Source organism: Amycolatopsis sp. WAC 01376 (assembly GCF_003947415.1).
In the GTDB taxonomy this organism is placed as follows: domain Bacteria; phylum Actinomycetota; class Actinomycetes; order Mycobacteriales; family Pseudonocardiaceae; genus Amycolatopsis.
On the sequence record NZ_QHKL01000003.1, the window covers coordinates 536000 to 554820 of the forward strand.

General features: G+C 70.3%; 16 protein-coding genes. 15 read left to right on the forward strand and 1 reads right to left on the reverse strand.

The genetic code is table 11. From position 1 onward, the window contains the following. Window positions 1-5: 5 nt before the first annotated feature. On the reverse strand, window positions 6-1085 hold the full coding sequence (locus DMH03_RS19310) for a MoxR family ATPase (protein WP_199748935.1): 1080 nt from the start codon (window positions 1083-1085) through the stop codon (window positions 6-8). Between the two features lie 285 nt (window positions 1086-1370). Between DMH03_RS19310 and DMH03_RS19315 the strand changes: the two genes are divergently transcribed. The 15 genes from DMH03_RS19315 to murC all read left to right on the forward strand — a co-directional run bounded on the left by DMH03_RS19315 (window position 1371) and on the right by murC (window position 18821). Continuing rightward, complete coding sequence (locus tag DMH03_RS19315) at window positions 1371-1724, forward strand: hypothetical protein (protein WP_125793404.1); 354 nt, start codon at window positions 1371-1373, stop codon at window positions 1722-1724. 4 nt (window positions 1725-1728) lie between these two features. Continuing rightward, window positions 1729-2265, forward strand: coding sequence for a DUF3558 domain-containing protein (locus tag DMH03_RS19320; RefSeq protein ID WP_199748936.1), 537 nt, complete (start codon window positions 1729-1731; stop codon window positions 2263-2265). 187 nt (window positions 2266-2452) lie between these two features. After that, window positions 2453-3031, forward strand: a complete 579-nt coding sequence (locus DMH03_RS19325) for a PPE domain-containing protein (protein ID WP_125793405.1) — start codon at window positions 2453-2455, stop codon at window positions 3029-3031. Next, the gene (locus DMH03_RS19330) at window positions 3028-3780 is read left to right on the forward strand and encodes an ESX secretion-associated protein EspG (protein ID WP_125793406.1); all 753 of its coding nucleotides are present in this window, start codon (window positions 3028-3030) and stop codon (window positions 3778-3780) included. Before DMH03_RS19325 ends, DMH03_RS19330 begins: the two co-directional genes overlap by 4 nt. Window positions 3781-4266: 486 nt before the next feature. Further along, window positions 4267-4698, forward strand: a complete 432-nt coding sequence (mraZ, locus tag DMH03_RS19335) for a division/cell wall cluster transcriptional repressor MraZ (protein ID WP_005156436.1) — start codon at window positions 4267-4269, stop codon at window positions 4696-4698. Window positions 4699-4902: 204 nt separating this feature from the next. Then, window positions 4903-5862 carry a 16S rRNA (cytosine(1402)-N(4))-methyltransferase RsmH gene (gene rsmH / locus DMH03_RS19340; protein ID WP_125793407.1) on the forward strand — a complete coding sequence of 320 codons (960 nt, stop codon included), beginning with the start codon at window positions 4903-4905 and terminating at the stop codon, window positions 5860-5862. Then, a complete protein-coding gene (locus DMH03_RS19345) occupies window positions 5859-6569 on the forward strand; it encodes a hypothetical protein (protein ID WP_125793408.1) in 711 nt (236 codons plus the stop codon). Before rsmH ends, DMH03_RS19345 begins: the two co-directional genes overlap by 4 nt. Then, window positions 6569-8497 carry a penicillin-binding protein 2 gene (locus DMH03_RS19350; protein WP_125793409.1) on the forward strand — a complete coding sequence of 643 codons (1929 nt, stop codon included), beginning with the start codon at window positions 6569-6571 and terminating at the stop codon, window positions 8495-8497. The genes DMH03_RS19345 and DMH03_RS19350 overlap by 1 nt, the downstream gene beginning before the upstream one ends. Window positions 8498-9309: 812 nt before the next feature. Beyond that, the gene (locus tag DMH03_RS19355; protein ID WP_125793985.1) at window positions 9310-10815 is read left to right on the forward strand and encodes a UDP-N-acetylmuramoyl-L-alanyl-D-glutamate--2,6-diaminopimelate ligase; all 1506 of its coding nucleotides are present in this window, start codon (window positions 9310-9312) and stop codon (window positions 10813-10815) included. Then, complete coding sequence (gene murF, locus DMH03_RS19360; RefSeq protein WP_125793410.1) at window positions 10812-12341, forward strand: UDP-N-acetylmuramoyl-tripeptide--D-alanyl-D-alanine ligase; 1530 nt, start codon at window positions 10812-10814, stop codon at window positions 12339-12341. The genes DMH03_RS19355 and murF overlap by 4 nt, the downstream gene beginning before the upstream one ends. Then, window positions 12338-13423, forward strand: a complete 1086-nt coding sequence (mraY, locus tag DMH03_RS19365; protein WP_125793411.1) for a phospho-N-acetylmuramoyl-pentapeptide-transferase — start codon at window positions 12338-12340, stop codon at window positions 13421-13423. The genes murF and mraY overlap by 4 nt, the downstream gene beginning before the upstream one ends. A 3-nt stretch (window positions 13424-13426) precedes the next feature. Further along, window positions 13427-14830: a UDP-N-acetylmuramoyl-L-alanine--D-glutamate ligase gene (murD, locus tag DMH03_RS19370; protein WP_125793412.1), complete on the forward strand. Its 1404-nt coding sequence runs from the start codon at window positions 13427-13429 to the stop codon at window positions 14828-14830. Next, complete coding sequence (ftsW, locus tag DMH03_RS19375) at window positions 14817-16295, forward strand: putative lipid II flippase FtsW (protein WP_125793413.1); 1479 nt, start codon at window positions 14817-14819, stop codon at window positions 16293-16295. Before murD ends, ftsW begins: the two co-directional genes overlap by 14 nt. Next, entirely contained in the window at window positions 16292-17419 is a 1128-nt protein-coding gene (gene murG, locus DMH03_RS19380; protein ID WP_125793414.1) for an undecaprenyldiphospho-muramoylpentapeptide beta-N-acetylglucosaminyltransferase, read from the forward strand. Before ftsW ends, murG begins: the two co-directional genes overlap by 4 nt. Next, window positions 17412-18821, forward strand: a complete 1410-nt coding sequence (gene murC / locus DMH03_RS19385) for a UDP-N-acetylmuramate--L-alanine ligase (protein ID WP_125793415.1) — start codon at window positions 17412-17414, stop codon at window positions 18819-18821. Before murG ends, murC begins: the two co-directional genes overlap by 8 nt.

Sequence of the window (18821 nt, forward strand, 5' to 3'; positions counted from 1 at the left end):
TTCTCTCAGCGGTGGTTCGAGCCCTGCGGGACGGGAACGCGGTGCAGGATCGCGCGGACCACGTCGGTGGCCGAACGGCGAGCCGCGTGCGCCTCCGTGGTGAGCACCATGCGATGCGCCAGCACCGGGACCGCGACCGTGTGCAGATCGTCCGGGACGACGAACTCGCGGCCGGACAGCGCGGCCTGCGCGCGGGAGGCGCGGACCAGCTGCAGGGTCGCCCGCGGCGAGGCGCCGAGGCGGATCTCCGGCACCTGACGGGTCGCGGACACCAGCTCGACGGCGTACTTGCGGATCTCCGGCGACATGTGCACCGCCCGCACCGTCTCGATCAGCCGCTGCACCGACTCGCGGTCGGAAACGGGCTCGAGATCGGCGAGCGGGTTGTGCCCGGCGTGCTCGTCGACCATGGCCAGCTCGGCCTGCTGGTCGGGGTAGCCGATGGACACCCGCGCGGTGAACCGGTCCCGCTGGGCCTCGGGCAGCGCGTAGGTGCCCTCCATCTCGATGGGGTTCTGGGTGGCGATCACCATGAACGGCTCTTCGAGGTGGTACGTCGAGGTGTCGACGGTGACCTGGTGCTCTTCCATGCATTCGAGCAGCGCCGACTGCGTCTTCGGCGAGGCGCGGTTGATCTCGTCGCCGACCACGATGTTCGCGAACACCGGACCGGGCCGGAACTCGAACCCGCCGCTCTGCCGGTTGTAGATGGACACCCCGGTGACGTCGCTGGGCAACAGGTCGGGGGTGAACTGGATCCGGCTGACGGTGCAGTCGATCGAGCGGGCGAGAGCCTTCGCCAGCGAGGTCTTGCCGACCCCGGGGACGTCCTCGACGAGGAGGTGGCCTTCGGCGAGCAGGGTCACGAGCGCGATGCGGATGACGTCGGGTTTGCCGACCAGTACCCGCTCCACGTTGGCGGCGATCCGCCGCGCGGTCTCGTGCAGTTCGTCGAGCGAAGCTCTGCTCGCACGGCCGTTCTGCCGGCCGCTGACCGAGCCGGCGGCCGTGGGATACGGCGCTTGCCCGGTTGCCTGCTCACCCTGCTGTTCGCCGGGCGTCGCAGACTGGATTCTCGACGTCACTCGACCTCCTGATGCCGCGTGGCTGGATGTCCGCTGGGTCTGCTGAAGGCCAGCTTTTCAACGCCCGGGCGATGCCCCGGGCAGCGGTCAGCCTCCCACGAAGTGTGTCAAACTCGGGCGAACTCTTGGGGGGAACCCCGTCAACCCCAGTCGATGACTCTGTGCAACCGGAGACTTTACCTCGATCGGGTGAGGTGAGCGCGTTTTCGGGTGCTCCCGCTGACGCCGGGTTTTGTCGTATGCTCCGGTGCGAGGTCGCTCGACTACGGAGAGGCGTAATCGCATATGAGCGAGGTGAGCACCGCCAAGCCCCGGTTCGACCTGAGCGGATTCGCGGTCGCGCCGGAGCTGGCAGCCGACGCCCACGCGAAGATCTCCGCCCTGCAAGACGTGGTCGGCCAGATGGTCCGCGAGGCGAAGGTCCTCGGCCGCACGGTTCCCCTCGGCGGGGGATACGCGGACGAGGTCGGCAAGTTCATGGCGCAATACGGGATCGGCGCCGAAGGCTCCGCGGTCGAGGCGCTGACGGCGTTCGGCAGGGAACTCGAGGCGCTCAAGAACCGGATCGAGAAGGCTCTGGCCCGGTACACCCGACAGGATGAACAAGCGGCGGCGGACGTGGACTGTGTCGGCGGCTGAACCCATGAGCTCCCGCCTTCCTCTTCTCGCCCTCGGCGCGCTCGCCGTCATGACAGTGTCCGCCTGCGGGCAAGGGGCCGCGGGCCAGGCGAAGATTCCGCCCGCCGCCGACGGCCCGGCTCCTTCGTCTTCGGCGCCCGCGCCGGATCGCGGGGTGGACCCGTGCGCGCTGCTCGGCCCGCAGGACCGGTCGACGGCCGGGATCAACGTGCTCGGCGTCGCGAAGGAGATCAACGGTGCCCGCGCCTGCGACTGGACGGTGCCCGCGACCTTCGGCGTCACCATCACCGTGGACGAGCGCAACGGCCTGACGGACCTCGAAGTCGCGCGCAAGACCGCCACCAAGACCAAGGTCGGCGGCCGGGACGCGCTCAAGGTCGCCGACAAGAAGGCCGCGGACGGGACCTGCGCGGTCCTGCTCGGCATGGGGGAGAAGGCGAGCGTCCAGATCGACGTGAGCAACACGAACTTCACCGACACCCCGCTCGCCTGCGAGCGCGCGGTGAAGGTGGCGGGATTGGCCGAACCCAAACTGCCTTAGGGCTGGTCAGCGGAGCTGAGGATGAACTCGGGAGATGGACATGTCGCGTGAACCCGCCCGGCCGAAGGCCCCTCTATCGAGGTGGCAGGGCGCCCTGGCCCGTGAACGTGAGAGGTCTGACGAGGCAGCGTCCTGTCGACGCGATCGCGGACGCGGGTTCACCACCGGATACTGAGGAGAAGGTGTCGTGTCTGAAGGAGAGACGCCGGGACGTGAGGTTCCGGTCGCGGCCACGCGGTACGAGGCCTACAGCCACGAGGCGCTGGCCGCCGAAGTCGAAGCGGGCAACGACCCCGAGGCGGCGGGCGGCATCGGCGCCGCCTGGGACGCGCTCGCCCGGCGTATGAACGACGCCACGTCGGAGCTCGCCGGACTGGTCGGCAGCAGCGAAGAGAACTGGCGCGGGGAAGCGGGCGACGCGCTCCGCGGCGTGCTGGCCAAGGCGTCCGGCTGGCTGGCCTGGTCGGCGGACCTCTCGTCCGCGCTCGGGAAGGCCGTCGCCGGACAGGCCGAGGCGGCCGCGCGGGCCCGCGCCGACATGCCGCCGCCGGTGGACTACGACCCGGGCGCGATGATCCGCGGCGCCGCCGCCCGCGGGAACCTCGCGCTCCTCGCCGCCCTCGCCGACGAGATGGAGGCCAAGCACGCGGAAGCCGAAGAGGCCCGGCGCAAGGCCGTCGACGTCATGAACACCCGCGATGCCTCACTGCGTTCGCTGACTCCGCAGGTCTCCTTCGGGAAGCCGCCCGAGCTGGGGCGGTCTTGATCCGCGTTTCCGCGTCGGCGTTCGACGTCCTCTGGTCCGACCTGGGACACGCGGCCCCGCCCTGGCCGCTGTCCGTCCGCAGCGTCGGCGCCACGGAAGCGGAACGCACGGAGATCCGCGACGCGGTCTACGAAAACCTCACCGAACGAGGCCTTTATGACGGGGACCGGCTCGACGCCGCCCTCGAAGCGCGGCTGGACCTGCTCGCCCGCGCCGAGGTCTACGTCGAATGCGAGGCTTTGGCCGACATGACCGCCGAAGCCCCGTTCCGCGCGGTCGCGGCCGCGCGCGGACGGCACGGCGTACTGGCCACCCAGCCGGAACAGACCATCGCGCTTTCCGGGATCGGCGACGGCGAGGTGTTCGCCGCGATCGTCGACGTCCTGCCCGAGCTGCGGCCCGGCCCCGGCTACGGGATCAGCCTGCCCGCCGCGCGCTTCGGCGGTGACCTGGAGGATCCGGTGTTCGGCGACGGCGGACGCTCGTCGGCCTCGGACGGTCAGCTGCGCGAGGTGCTCGCGATCCAGGCCCGGCCGGTTTACAGCGCGGGCCAGTTCACCGTGCGGACCCGCGACCGCGACGGCCGCGCGCACCGGGCCGGCGGGCTGACCTGGTTCGACACCGACGTCGGCGCGTACTGCGCGGCGCGGACCGAGGGCCGCGGCGGGCAGGCTTGGGTCACTGTGTCCCCTGTGGACGGTCCGCGGCTGGCCGCGCGTCTCGCTTCGCTGCTGGACCCGGACCGCTGACCTCGGGTCCGGCCGCTACGGGCTCGCGAGGTTTCGGTGCGCCCAATGTGGCATTGGAGACGCTGAGTGTCCCCAATGCCACATTGGGCGCACCCGCGGACCCGGAGGGTCCTTTGTCGACATGTCATCGGATGAACCGACGTCGTCACCCTCCACAGTGTCCCCACCGCTCTCTACCGGATTCCCCACTTTCGCCCCCATTTCGCCCCACAGCAGGGTTCCGGCGGCCGATATCCGGACGCATCAGGCATGAATGAGGTTGCTTCGATACCCGCCGAGGGGGATCTTGGCCACCGTCCCCCACCACGCCCCCACCTGGCCCCACCTGGCTGACCAGCGAAAACGTCTGACACGACGGAGTGGTCGCGGCTTTTGACGCGTTGACTGTGGTGAAAAGTGGGGTACGGTGGTGCGCAGTGGGGCAGAAGGGAGCCCCGTGGCCGAGCTTGGTTGTTCGCAGCCGGGATCGGTAGGGAGGTGGAGCCGGTGTTCCTCGGCACCCACACCCCGAAACTGGACGACAAAGGGCGGCTCACGCTGCCCGCGAAGTTCCGCGACGCGCTCGCCGGTGGGCTGATGGTCACCAAGGGACAGGATCACTGTCTCTTCGTCTTTCCCCGGGCCGAGTTCGAGCAGATGGCGAGGAAGGTCGCCGACGCCCCGTTCACGAACGAGGCGGTCCGGGCCTACCAGCGTTATCTCTTCGCCGGGACGGACGAGCAACGCCCGGACGGGCAAGGACGTATCGCGATCGCGTCCGAGCTCCGACGCTATGCCGGGCTGAACAAGGAGTGCGTGGTGATCGGGGCGATCACCAGGCTGGAGATCTGGGACGCCCAAGCGTGGCAGGGCTACCTGGACGAACACGAGGACAGCTACGCGAAGGCTCGAGAGGAAGTTCTGCCGGGCGTCTTCTAGACGTGACCGAGGAAGCACCCACGCCGTCGGGGGGCGCGGGTTCATGCTTCGGACACGCCGGGAACCGTCCACACGGATGCCGTGAGGCCTCTGTCCGCTCAGTGGCCCTGGTACACCTTCCCCGGTACCAGGTCAGCAGGCGGGCGGACAGGGACCTGACGGCATCCGGCATCTTCCCCGGCACTACAGGAAAGGGGGGAAGACATGGCAGACGAACACGAGCACGTTCCGGTGCTTCTCGACCGTATCGTGGAGCTGTTCGCGCCGGTCTTCTCCGATCGCGAGGCCGTGCTGGTCGACGCGACCGTCGGACTCGGCGGTCACTCCGACGCGCTGCTCACCGCGTTCCCCGGACTGCGCCTCGTCGCGCTCGACCGTGACCCCAACGCGCTGGAACTCTCCGCGGAACGGCTTGCGCCGCACGGTGATCGTGTCGACTTCGTGCACGCCGTCTACGACGAGATGCCGTCCGCGCTGCAAGGTCTCGGACTGTCCAGAGTGGACGGGATCCTGTTCGACCTCGGCGTCTCCTCGATGCAGCTGGACCGCGCCGAGCGTGGTTTCGCCTACTCCAAGGATTCCCCGCTCGACATGCGGATGGACCCGACCACCGGGATCACCGCGGCCGACGTGCTCAACACCTACGCCCCCGGCGAGCTGATCCGGATCCTGCGCGACTACGGCGAGGAACGCTTCGCCAAGCGGATCGTCAAAGCCGTTGTGACGGAACGGGAGAAGGAACCCTTCACGCGCAGCGGGCGGCTGGTGGAACTGCTGTACGACGCGGTCCCCGCGGCGAGCAGGCGCACCGGCGGGCATCCGGCGAAGCGCACGTTCCAGGCGTTGCGGATCGAGGTCAACGGTGAACTGGAGGTGCTGCGGCGGGCGATGCCGCGAGCACTGTCCTGCCTCGCCGTCGGCGGCCGGATCGTCGTGGAGTCCTATCAGTCCCTCGAGGACAGGCTGGTCAAGCAGGCCTTCGCGGAACTGGCGAAATCCCGGACGCCGGAAGGGCTTCCGGTGGAACTGCCGGGCCACGGCCCGGAACTGAAACTGCTCACCAGAGGGGCCGAGAAGGCCGGCGAGGCGGAGACCGAACAGAACACACGGGCCGCCTCCGTGCGGCTGCGAGCCGCCGAACGGATCGGAGACCGAGCACGATGACCGCTCCCGCGAAGTCCCGCGGCCGCCGGACACCGGCGCCCGGACGGCGTGCCCGCGCGACCAGCACGGTCGACGAGACGACGGACGCCACCGAGACCACGACTTCCACTCGCGCCTCCCGCGGCCGCACGTCGGCCGCCGAACGCGCCTACGCCCGCCGCGCCCAGCGCGCCGACCTGCTGCAGCGAGACCAGCAACGCAACCGTCCCGACGCCGAAAGCGGCGCGGGCAGGGAAGAGCCGAAGAAGCTCAAGCTGCGCTGGCCGCGTTCGCGCGCGTCGTTCGTGCTGATGATGATGGGCATGCTGGCCGTCGGCGTGGCGTGCACGCTGTGGCTGACCACGCAGGCCATCGCCGATTCGTACCGGCTCGAACAACTCCGCACGACCAACGCCGGGCTCGCCGAGGCGAAAGAACGGCTGCAGCGCGAGGTCGCGAAGGCCGAGTCGCCCGCATCGCTGGCACCCAAGGCCAGGGAACTGGGCATGGTGCCCGGCGGCGACCCCGCGCATATCGTGGTCGGCCCGGATGGACAGTCCACTGTGGTCGGTGAGCCGAAGAAGGCCGAAGCCGACGCGCCCGCCACCACGCCCGACTCGACGTCGCCTCCGCCCGCCGAGGGCACGCAGCAGGGCACTCCGTACGAGGGCGACCAGCCCGCGGTACCGCAGGAGAACGCGGCGGCCCCGGCGCAGGGAGGTCAGTGATGTCGCCCGGCCGTCCGGCGCAGGCCAGGGCGCGGTCGGCGGGCAGCGCGCGGCGGACCTACGCCGCCGGGACCCGCCGTGCCACCGCGCGGCGGGGCAACGGCGGAAACCCGAGCCGGTTCACCGGCGTCCGGATCCTGCTGATCGTCGTGATGGTGCTCGCCGGCCTCAAACTGGTGCAGGTGCAGTGGTTCGAGGCGGGCGCGCTGTCCGAGGCGGCGGAACGGCAGCGGACGTCGGTGATCGAAAGTCCCGCGCAGCGCGGGTCCATCCTGGACCGCAACGGGACGAAGATCGCGTTCAGTGTCGAGGTGCGGACGCTCGCGGTGAGCCTGAACTGGCTCCACAAGACGATGAACGACTTCGCCGCGAAGAACCCGACCAAGGGCAAGAACTTCGAGACCGAGGTGGCGGGCGCGGCGAAGCTCATCGCGGCCAAGCTACCAGGGGTGATCACCGAGAAGGAACTGCTGGACAAGTTCCACAAGCCCGACGGGTTCACGTACCTGGTCCACGACATCGAACCGTCGGTCGCCGAAGCGATCGTCAAGGAATACCCGTGGATCAGCGTCGAGAAGCGCTCGAAGCGGGAGTACCCCGGTGACTCGGTGGGCGCGAACATCGTCGGCTACGCGAACTGGCGCACCGACGACCAGGACGTCTCCAAGCACAACCTGCACGGTGGTTACGGTCTCGAGGCCTCGCGCGACAACGACCTCGCCGGAACGCCGGGCCGCAAGATCGTCAACACCCGGAACGGCAACGACAACCTTGTCATCCCCGGCACCGAACGGGACATCCAGAACGCCGTCCCCGGTTCGGATCTGCAGCTCACGATCGACACCGACCTGCAGTACGAACTGCAGCGGCAGCTGAGCGAGTACGTCGCCAAGTCGAAGGCCAAGGGCGGCCAGGCGGTCATCATGGACTCGAAGACCGGCGAGGTCTACGCGCTGGCCAACGACAAGACCGTCAACCTCAACGATCCGGCTTCGCGCAGTGAGACGGAGAACCTGAACAACCGCGCGGTGACCACGCCGTTCGAACCCGGTTCGGTGAACAAGATCGTCACCGCCGCGGGCGCGATCGACGCGGGCATCACGACGCCGGAGTCGGCGCAGGCGGTGCCGGGTTCGCTGCAGGTCGCGGACAAGATCGTCAAGGACGCCTGGCATCACGGCACGCAGCAGTTCACCACCACCGGCATCTTCGCGAAGTCGTCGAACGTCGGAACCCTGTTGCTGGCGCAGAAGCTCGGCGAGGACCGGTACGCGGACCTGCTCAAGAAGTTCGGCCTCGGCCAGCGCACGGGGCTCGGCCTCCCCGGCGAGAGCCCGGGCGTCGTCCCGCCGCGCAACCAGTGGTCGGCCACGACCTTCGGGAACCTGCCGATCGGGCAGGGGCTTTCGATGACGGTCGTGCAGATGGCCGGGATGTACCAGGCCATCGCGAACGACGGGCTCCGCGTGGAACCCCGCGTGGTCAAGGCGAAGGTCAACCCGGACGGGACACTCGTTCCCGAACCGGCGCCGAAGACCGTCCAGGTCATCAGCCCCCAGGCGGCGAAGACCGTGCGCGAGATGATGCGCGCCGTCACACAGAAGGGCCGCGGGCAGCAGAGCGGCACCGGGCCGAAGGCGGCGCTGGAGGGCTATCAGATCTCGGGCAAAACGGGCACCGGCCAGCAGGTCGACCCGCAGACGAAGACGTACAGCAACCACTTGTACAACATCACCTTCGCCGGGATCCTGCCCGCCGACAACCCGCGGTTCGTGGTCGGCATCCGGCTCGACGCCCCGGACGCCACCCTGCAGCAAGGACTCTCGGCCGCGCCGCTGTTCCACTCCGTGGCCGCGTACCTGGCGCAGCGGTTCCAGATCCCGCTTTCGGACGGCCCGTCGCCCCAGGTCCCGCTGGTGCTCTCCTGACGTGACACGCGTTTCGGATTAGGGCCGACCGTCTTCTAGGTACCTACGACCAGCGAGCCGGGATCGCAGGTCCGTGAGGGCCTCCTTCCCTACTCTCAGGGTAGGGAAGGAGGCCCTCGCCTCACGCCGGGCTGTGGTTCGGGCGGTCGTGAGTGGCGATTCGGGTTCGAGTCGGTTCCGCGCGACTGGATGGACGACACTGTGCTCCGACAGACGACACGCGTGACTGATCGGACGACACTCCGACGTGACCCGAGTTCCGCCGCGAGTCGTCCGGATGGACACGCGTGTCGTCCATCCAGTCACCAACCCGGCCCACCCCGCTCCGGCACCCTGAAGTACGTGAAGGACCCCTTCCTTGCGCTAGACGCAGTGAAGGGGGCCTTCATGTACTCGGGAAGGTGTGAAGGGCGCGTTTCTCCGGCTGAGCCGAGGGAAGGGGGCCTTCACACGGCGCACCGGCCCAGCACCGTGACTTGTCGCTGTGTGTAAACGGGCTTCCGCGCCGAGTACCGTGCGGAAAGGCTGGGCACGTCGAGCCCCGCTGTCCTCAAGCGACAGTCGGAAGCCCTTGCGTGCCAAGGAGAGCTCACGAAACCCATTACCACGGGCGTGATCGTCGCGTGCACACACCGCACCGCTTCGGTCACCCGAATGCCGCGCCGGTAACCTCCTTGGCTGTGTCGGTGCCTACTTCAGATCCCCGCAGCGGTCCCGCCGTCGAAAGCGGGTCCGGCGCGACGGCTGCCCAGGTCCCGGACAGCCCGGTCAAGGCCGTCGCCGCACCCCCTCGTCCGGCCAGGATCGAGCCGATGCCGCTGGGCACGCTGCTCGCCAGGGCGGGAGCCCGGCTCGTGGTGGGTGGCGACGACTATCCGGCCGCGGCCGAGCTGACGGTCACGGGCAGCACGCTGCGCGCGCAGCACGTCCTCCCCGGTGACCTTTTCGCCGCGCTTCCCGGCGCCCGTGCCCACGGCGCGGACTTCAGCGACCAGGCCATCGCCGCCGGCGCGGCCGCCGTGCTCACCGACGAGGCCGGCGCCGAGCTCCCGGTGCTCCGCGACGCCGGCGTGCCGATCCTGGTGCATCCGGACCCGCGTGCCGCCCTCGGCGAGATCGCCGCCTGGATCTACGGCGAGCCGTCGCTGGAGCTTTCCGTCCTCGGGATCACCGGGACGTCGGGCAAGACCACGACGTCGTACCTGGTCGACGCCGGGCTCAAGGCGGCCGGGTTGACCACCGGGCTGATCGGCACGGTCGAGACCCGGATCGCGGGCGAGCGGCTGGCCAGCGGGTTCACCACCCCCGAGGCGCCGGATCTGCAGGCCCTCCTCGCGGTGATGGTGGAGCGCGGGGTGACGCATGTCCCGATGGAGGTCTCCAGCCACGCGCTGTCGCTGGGCCGGGTCAACGGCACGCGCTTCGCGGTCGGGGCCTTCACGAACCTCTCCCAGGATCACCTGGACTTCCACAAGGACATGGAGGAGTATTTCGCCGCCAAGTCGCTGCTGTTCGACGGCCGGTCCACCGCCGAGGTGGTCGTCGTCGACAGCGCCTGGGGCCACGCACTCCTCACCCCGCACACGGTGACCGTGTCCGCCGAGCCGGGAACGGACGCGCTTTGGCGCGCCACCGACCTGACACCCACCCCGGCGGGGGAGCAGACCTTCACCCTCCACGGACCCGACGGGCTCGCCGCGTCGGCGATGATCCCGCTGCCGGGTGCGTTCAACGTGGCGAACGCCGTGCTCGCGGCCGCGATCCTCAACACCGCCGGTGTCCCGCTCGAAGCGATCGTCGCCGGGCTCGCCTCGGTCGAGGTGCCGGGCCGGATGGAGCGGGTGTACCTCGGCCAGCCGTTCACCGCCGTCGTGGACTACGCGCACAAGCCCGCCGCGGTGGCGCAGGGGCTCGACGCGCTGCGCGCCCGCACCGAGGGCCGGATCATCACCGTCCTCGGCTGCGGCGGGGACCGTGACACCGCGAAGCGCCCGATGATGGGCGAGGCGGCGGTCCGGCGCAGCGAAGTGCTGATCGTGACCGACGACAACCCGCGTTCGGAGGATCCGGCCGCGATCCGGGCGGCGATGCTGGCCGGTGCCCGCAACGCCGGGCCCGCCTTGGGCGGCGAGATCGTCGAGATCGCCGACCGCCGGGAAGCCATCGTCCACGCGGTCGAGCTCGCCCAGCCCGGTGACATCGTGCTCATCGCGGGCAAGGGCCACGAGACCGGCCAGGAGGTCCAGGGTGTCGTGCACCCGTTCTCCGACCGGGAAGAGCTGGCCTCCGCCATCCGCAGACGTCTGGAGACAGAGTGATCGTGCTCAGCCTGGCCGAGATCGCCGCCATTGTCGGCGGCAGGCTGCATCGGACCGACGGGACCGCCGAGGTCACCGGAAGCGTCGAATTCGACACCCGCGAGATCACGCCCGGCGGTCTGTTCGTCGCGCTGCCCGGGGCGAAGGTCGACGGCCATGACTTCGCCGCGCAGGCAATCGAGTCCGGCGCCGTCGCGGTGCTCGCGGCCAGGGAGGTCGACGGCCCGGCCGTGATCGTGCCGCCGGCCGCCGGTGCCACGCACGAACGGGCGTTCGCGCTGGTCTCGGACAAGGACGGAGCGGGCGCCGCGGTGCTGGCCGCGCTCGCCAAGCTCGCCCGGCACGTGATCCAGAAGCTCGCCGGCGACCACCTGACCGTCGTCGGGGTCACCGGTTCGGCGGGCAAGACCTCCACCAAGGACATCATCGCCCAGCTGCTGGAACCGCTCGGCCCGACGGTGGCACCGCCGGGATCGTTCAACAACGAGCTGGGCCACCCCTGGACGGCGCTGCGGGCCGACGACACGACCCGGCAGCTCGTGCTGGAGCTGTCCGCCCGCGGGCCCGGCCACATCGCCGAACTGGCGGCCATCGCACCGCCGCGGATCGGCGTCGTGCTCAACGTCGGCACCGCGCACGTGGGCGAGTTCGGCTCGCGCGAGGGCATCGCCAAGGGCAAGGGCGAGCTCGTGGAGGCGCTGCCGAGCGCGGAGGACGGCGGCGTCGCGATCCTGAACCTCGACGACCCGTACGTCGCGGCGATGGCGAGCCGCACGACCGCGCGGGTGGTTTTCGTCGGCGAGAGCGCGTCCGCGCAGGTCCGCGCCGCCGACATCACCCTCGACGGGGAAGCGCGCGCGTCGTTCCGCCTGGTCACCCCGGACGGCGAAGCGCCGGTGAAACTGCCGCTCTACGGCGAGCACCACGTCGGCAACGCGCTCAGCGCGGCCGCCGTGGCGCTGGAAATGGGCTCGACGGTCGAGGAGGTCGCGGCCCGCCTGTCGAGCCTCGAACGGCGCTCGGACCGCCGCATGGAGGTCACCACCCGGGCCGACGGCGTCACGGTGCTCAACGATTCGTTCAACGCCAGCCCCGAGTCGATGCGGGCCGCCCTCAAGGCGCTCGCGTCGATGAGCGCGAACCGCCGTTCCTGGGCCGTGCTCGGCGTGATGGGCGACCTCGGCGAGAACTCGGTCGCGGCGCACGACGGCATCGGCAGGCTCGTCGTCCGGCTCAACATCGACAAGCTCGTGGTCATCGGCCAAGCCGCCGCGGCCACGCATCAGGGTGCCCAGCAGGAGGGCTCCTGGGGCGAGGAGTCGGTACTGGTACCCGACGTCGAGGCCGCCATCGCCCTGCTGCATGATCAGCTCCGCGCGGGGGACGTGGTGCTGGTGAAGGCCTCCAAAGCCGCCGCGCTGTGGCGGGTGGCCGATGCCGTGCTCGCCTCCCCCGGAACGATCGTCGAAACCCCTGTAGTACCCCCTTCCCCCTCTCAAGAACGCTCGAACGGTGGTGACGCGTGATCAGCATCCTGATCGCGGCCGCGGCGGGCCTGCTGGTCTCCATCCTCCTCACTCCCTATCTGATCCGGGTGTTCTCCCGGCAGGGCTTCGGCCAGGAGATCCGGGAGGAAGGACCGCAGGGACACAAATCCAAACGCGGTACCCCGACGATGGGTGGTGTCGCGATCATCATCGCGATGGTCGTCGGGTATTTCGTGGCGCATCTGATCAGCTCGCTCAGCGGCGGCAACGGCACCGGCGGCCCGTCCGCCTCGGGGCTGCTGGTCCTTTTCCTGGCGGTGGGCCTCGGACTCGTCGGGTTCCTCGACGACTTCATCAAGATCCGCAAGCAGCGCAACCTCGGGCTGAACAAGACCGCGAAACTGGTCGGCCAGCTGGTGGTCACGATCGTCTTCGCGGTTCTGGCGCTGCGGTTCCCCAACGGCGAAGGCCTGACGCCCGCCTCGGAGAGCCTGTCCTACGTGCGGGACCTCGCGCTGATCACCTTCCCGTCGGTGTTCTTCGTGATCTTCTGCTACATCGTCATCTCGGGCTGGTCGAACGCGGTGAACTTCACCGACGGCCTCGACGGCCTCGCCGGCGGCACCGCGGCGATGGTGCTGGCGACCTACGTCGTCATCGCCTTCTGGCAGACCCGCCTCTCGTGCGCGGTCACCCCGCAGGCCGCCTGCTACGACGTCCGTGACCCGCTGGACCTGGCCGTGGTGGCCGCGGCGGCGACCGGCGCCTGCGTCGGGTTCCTCTGGTGGAACGCGGCCCCGGCGAAGATCTTCATGGGTGACACCGGTTCGCTGGCCCTCGGTGGCCTCGTCGCCGGTCTGTCGATGACCACCCGCACCGAACTGCTCGCCATCGTCATCGGCGGTCTGTTCATGGTCGAGATGATCTCGGTGGTCGCGCAGATCGCGGTGTTCCGCACGACCAGGCGGCGGCTGTTCCGGATGGCCCCGTTCCATCACCACTTCGAACTCGCGGGCTGGGCGGAGACCACGGTCATCATCCGGTTCTGGCTGCTCTCGGCCGTCTGCTGCATGTTCGGTCTCGGCCTGTTCTACAGCGAACAGCTCGGCCTCGGGGGTTAGCAAGTGGAGCTCGCCGGGCGTCACGTCCTCGTCGCCGGAGCCGGGGTCACCGGCAAGTCCATCGTCCCCGTGCTGGCGGACCTGGGCGCACGGATCACCGTCACCGACGGCAACGCCGAACGGCTGGCGGAGCTGGAAGGGCTCGGCGCGGAACTCGTGCCCGGCCTGACGGAGCCGCCCGAAGGTGTCGAGCTGGTCGTGACCAGTCCCGGCTGGAAGCCGTCTTCGCCGTTGCTGGTGGCGGCGGCCGAGGCGGGTGTCGAGGTGATCGGCGACGTCGAACTGGCGTGGCGTGTGGGGCAGCTGCGCGACAAGCCGCCGGTGTGGCTCGCGATCACCGGCACCAACGGCAAGACCACCACGGTCGGGATGCTGGAATCGATCCTGCGCGCCGCCGGGATCGACGCCGTGGCCTGCGGAAACGTCGGCTTCGCGGTGCTCGACGCGGTGCGGGCCGGGCACGAGGTGCTCGCCGTGGAGTTGTCGAGCTACCAGCTGCACTGGTCGTCCACGCTGGCCCCGCACGCCTCGGTGGTGCTGAACCTGGCCGAGGACCACCTCGACTGGCATGGCTCGATGGAGGAGTACGCGGCCGCGAAGGGGCGGGTCCACACCCACTCCCGCAACGTGGTGCACAACCTCCACGAAGAGTGGTCGATCCGGCTCGCCGACGAGCACGCGCCCGCGGACGCCCGCCGGGTCGCCTTCGGCATGGACACCCCGCGTCCCGGCGAACTCGGGATCGTGGAGGACCTGCTGGTCGACCGCGCCTTCGTCGCCGACCCGGCGACCAGCGCCGACGAGCTCGGCACGCTGGCCGACGTGCGCCCTTCCGGGCCGCACAACGTCTCCAACGCGCTCTCCGCGGCCGCGCTGGCCCGCGCGTACGGGGTCACCGGCGAGGACGTCGCCAAGGGCCTGCGCGAGTACCGGCCCGCCCCGCACCGGGCCGAGGAGATCGCCGAGATCGACGGTGTCCGGTACATCAACGACTCCAAGGCGACCAATCCGCACGCGGCGAGCGGCTCCCTGCGCGCGCACCTTTCCGTCGTCTGGATCGCCGGTGGCCAGCTCAAGGGCACTTCCGTGGAGGAGCTCGTCGGCTCGATCGCCGGCCGGTTGCGCGGAGTCGTGCTGTTCGGCGTGGATTCACCCGTGATCGCCGCCGCTGTTGCGCGACACGCGCCGGATGTCCCGGTCAACAGCCTCCTTCCGGGTGACGATGACCCCATGACTGCGGCGGTGAAGGCGGCCCGCGCCCTGGCGCGGCCCGGAGATGTGGTGCTGCTGGCCCCCGCCGCGGCGTCGTTGGACATGTTCACGAGCTACGGCGCGCGCGGCGACGCGTTCGCGCGGGCGGTCCGTGTCCTGCGCGACGGTGCGGGGGAGACCAGTGACGGCGGTTGAGGAAAGAAAGCGCGAGTCCGCGCCCCGCAAGCGCCGTGAACGCAAGGAAAGCCCGTTCGTCGCCTTCCGGACCGCGCTGACGGCGTGGCTTTCGCGGCCACTCGCCTCTTTCCACCTGGTGCTGGCGCTCACCGGCGTGCTGACCGTGATCGGCATCGTGATGGTGCTGTCCGCCTCGTCGGTCGCCTCGTACAACCCCAAGACCGGCACCGGCGTGTACGCCCAGTTCAGCAAGCACCTCATGTTCGTCGGAATCGGCGCGGTGGTGTTCTGGGTCGGGCTGCGGGTGCCGCTGGAACGTGTCCGGCGGCTTTCGGCGACGGCGACCGTGGTCTGCCTCGGGCTGCTCGTACTGGTGCTGACCCCGCTCGGCTCCGAGGTCAACGGCTCGCAGGGCTGGTTCCGGCTCGGGGGCTTCGCCTTCCAGCCGGTCGAGGCGGCGAAGGTCGCGCTGGCCTTCTGGGGCGCGCACATCCTGGTGATCAAGTACAACATCATCAACCAGTGGCGGCATCTGCTCGTCCCGGTCGTGCCGATCGCGCTGCTGATGTTCGCGCTGGTCATGATGCAGCCCGACCTCGGCGGCACGATCACCCTCGCGGTCGTGCTGATGGCCCTGCTGTGGTTCGCGGGCGCGCCGAAGCGACTGTTCGGGGTCATCCTCGCGGGTGGCCTCGCCGGGATCCTGGTGCTGGCGATCATCGCCCCGTACCGGCTGGCGCGGGTCATGTCGTTCGTCTCCGGCGACCCGGACACCAGCGCCGACGGCTTCCAGGCCAACCAGGCGAAACTCGCGCTCGCCGATGGCGGGTTCCTCGGCAAGGGCCTCGGCCAGGGTCAGTCCAACTGGGGCTACCTGCCGAACGTGCAGAACGACTTCATCTTCGCCCTGATCGGCGAGGAACTCGGCTTCATCGGCTGCTCGGTGGTGCTCGTGCTGTTCGCCGGGGTCGCCGTCGTCGGCCTGCGGATCGCCACCCGCAACCTCGACCCGTGGATCCGGATCGTGTCCGGCACGCTGACCGTCTTCCTGGTCGCGCAGGCGGGCATCAACATCGGCTACGTCGTCGGCCTGCTGCCGGTCACCGGGGTGACGCTGCCGTTGATCTCCTACGGCGGGACGTCGCTGGTGATCACCATGCTCATCATGGGGATCCTCGCCAACGCCGCCCGGCACGAACCGGAGGCGGTGGCCGCACTGCGCTCGCAGGGGCCAGGTAAATTCGGACGCCTGCTGAGGCTTCCCGCGCCCGAGCCGTACCGCCCGCCCGCCAAACGCAAGGGCGCCGCGGCCAGGGGAGGCGCCGCCAAGGCGGCGAGGCCCGCGCCGAGGACGGCGAGGCCTTCGCCCGCACAGGAACGGCGCCGTTCGGTGCGGGAACCCGGCAGGAGGACGGCCGCGCGAACGGCGGCGAACCGCGGTACCGCGAAACGGGGTACCGCAAATCGGAGAGGTCATAGGTGAACAACCCCGTCAGAGCCGACGCAGCAGCCGAGGTCGCCGGCAAGGCGCCGGTGGTCGTGGTCGCCGGTGGCGGCACCGCAGGGCATATCGAACCGGCGCTCGCCCTCGCGGACGCGGTGATGCGCCTGCGTCCCGACGCGAAGGTGATCGCGCTGGGGACCGAGCGCGGGCTGGAGAACAAACTCGTCCCGGCGCGCGGCTACCAGCTGGAGCTGATCCCGCCGGTGCCGATGCCACGCAAGCCGACGCCCGAACTGCTGAAGATGCCGCTGAAGGTCCGCGACGCGGTCAAGCGCACCCGTGAGGTCCTCGACCGGGTCGGCGCGGACGTCGTCGTCGGCTTCGGCGGGTACGTCGCGCTTCCGGCGTACCTCGCCGCGCGCGGCCGCACGCCGATCGTGGTGCACGAGGCCAACGAGAAGCCGGGCCTGGCGAACAAGGTCGGCGCGCGGTTCGCCGTCCGCGTCGCGGTCGCCGTCCCGGGCACCCCGCTGGCGAAGGCCGAGGTCATCGGCATCCCGCTGCGCCGCTCCATCACGTCGCTCGACAGGGCCGCGCTGCGCGCCGAAGCACGTGCGCACTTCGGGCTCGACCCCGACGCCCCGACGCTGCTGGTCTTCGGCGGTTCGCAGGGCGCGGTGTCGATCAACGCCGCCGTTTCCGGCGCCGCCAAGGAGTTCGCGGACGCCGGTGTCGGCGTCCTGCACGCCCACGGGCCGAAGAACACGCTGGTCGTCCAGGAGTTCCCCGGAAGGCCCGCGTACGTCCCGGTGCCGTACCTGGAACGCATGGACCTGGCGTACGCCGCCGCCGACGCGGTGCTGTGCCGCTCGGGCGCGATGACCGTCGCCGAGGTCTCGGCGGTCGGCCTGCCCGCGGTGTTCGTCCCGCTGCCCTACGGCAACGGCGAACAGGCGGTCAACGCCCGGCCCGCGGTCGACGCGGGGGCCGGTCTGCTGGTCGCCGACGCCGACCTCACCCCCGCCAAGGTCGCGGAGCTGGTGATCCCGCTGGTGTCCGACGCCGACAGGGTCGCGAAGATGAGTGCGGCCGCGGTAGGCCTCGGCCACCGGGAGGCCGACGAGACCCTTGCCAAGATCGTGCTGGAGGCCGCAGGTGCCTGATCAACTTCCCGACACGCTCACGCGTGCCCATCTGATCGGGATCGGTGGTGCCGGGATGAGCGGCATCGCCCGCATCCTGCTGGCTCGCGGCGCCCAGGTCTCCGGATCCGACGCCAAGGAGTCGCGCGCGTTCCTTTCGCTGCGTGCCCAGGGCGCCGAGATCGCCGTCGGCCAGCGCGCCGAGAACCTCGACGCCTTCCCCGAAGGCCCGTCCGCGGTGATCGTGTCGACCGCGATCAAGGAGTCCAACCCGGAACTGGCGGCCGCGCGGGAGCGCGGGATCACCGTGCTGCACCGCGCGGAGGCGCTGGCCGGGCTGATGGAGGGCCACCGGGTCGCCTGCATCGCCGGGACGCACGGCAAGACGTCGACGACGTCGATGCTGACCGTCGCGCTGCAGCAGTGCCGGCTCGACCCGTCGTTCGCCATCGGCGGCGACCTCAACGAGTCGGGTGCCAACGCGCACCACGGTGAGGGCGGTGTCTTCGTCGCCGAGGCAGACGAGAGCGACGGGTCTTTCCTGGCCTACTCGCCTTCGGTCGCCGTGGTGACCAACGTCGAGCCGGACCACCTGGACCACCACGGCACGGCCGAGGCGTACGTCTCGGTGTTCAGCGACTTCCTCGGCCGGATCGTGCCGGGCGGGCTGCTCATCGTCTGCGGTGACGACGAGGGCGCCGAGAAGCTGGGCGCGCGGGCCTCGGCGGAGGGCATCCGTGTCCGTCGCTACGGGCGTTCGGTCACCGGCGCCGACGACGCCAAGGTGCTGGACTACGCGCCCGCCCCCGACGGCGGCGTCGTCCGGATCTCCTTGCAGGGCGAGGAAATCGTCCTGCGGGTCGCGGTGCCGGGCGAGCACATGGCGCTGAACGCGATCGCCGCGCTGCTGGCCGGGATCGAACTCGGCGCGCCGGTCGAAGGACTCGCCGAAGGGCTCGCCGCGTTCGGTGGCGTCCGGCGGCGGTTCGAGTTCAAGGGCCGCTCGGGCGACGTCCGCGTGTACGACGACTACGCGCACCACCCGACCGAGGTCGACGCGCAGCTGCGCGCGGTGCGGACGGCCGCGGGTTCGGGCCGGGTCATCGTGGTCTTCCAGCCGCATCTGTACTCGCGCACGAAGACGTTCTCGAAGGAGTTCGCGGCCGCGCTGTCCCTGGCCGACGAGGTCGTCGTGCTGGACGTCTTCGGCGCGCGTGAGAAGCCGGAACCCGGCGTGAGCGGCGCGCTCATCGCCGATCAGATCTCCGGTGTCCCCGTGCACTACCAGCCCGCGTTCGACGTCGCGGCGAAACTCGCGGCGGATCTGGTCAAACCCGGCGACCTGCTGGTGACCATGGGCGCCGGCGACGTCACGCAGCTCGGCCCGGAGATCCTGGCCGAACTGGACCGGCGGGCAGGCTAG

Bases quoted from the DNA above. Each gene is read 5' to 3' on its own strand.
- DMH03_RS19315 (WP_125793404.1), top strand. From the start codon at position 1,371: ATGAGCGAGGTGAGCACCGCCAAGCCCCGGTTCGACCTGAGCGGATTC.
- DMH03_RS19320 (WP_199748936.1), top strand. From the start codon at position 1,729: ATGAGCTCCCGCCTTCCTCTTCTCGCCCTCGGCGCGCTCGCCGTCATG.
- rsmH (WP_125793407.1), top strand. From the start codon at position 4,903: ATGGCAGACGAACACGAGCACGTTCCGGTGCTTCTCGACCGTATCGTG.
- DMH03_RS19345 (WP_125793408.1), top strand. From the start codon at position 5,859: ATGACCGCTCCCGCGAAGTCCCGCGGCCGCCGGACACCGGCGCCCGGA.
- DMH03_RS19350 (WP_125793409.1), top strand. From the start codon at position 6,569: ATGTCGCCCGGCCGTCCGGCGCAGGCCAGGGCGCGGTCGGCGGGCAGC.
- DMH03_RS19355 (WP_125793985.1), top strand. From the start codon at position 9,310: ATGCCGCTGGGCACGCTGCTCGCCAGGGCGGGAGCCCGGCTCGTGGTG.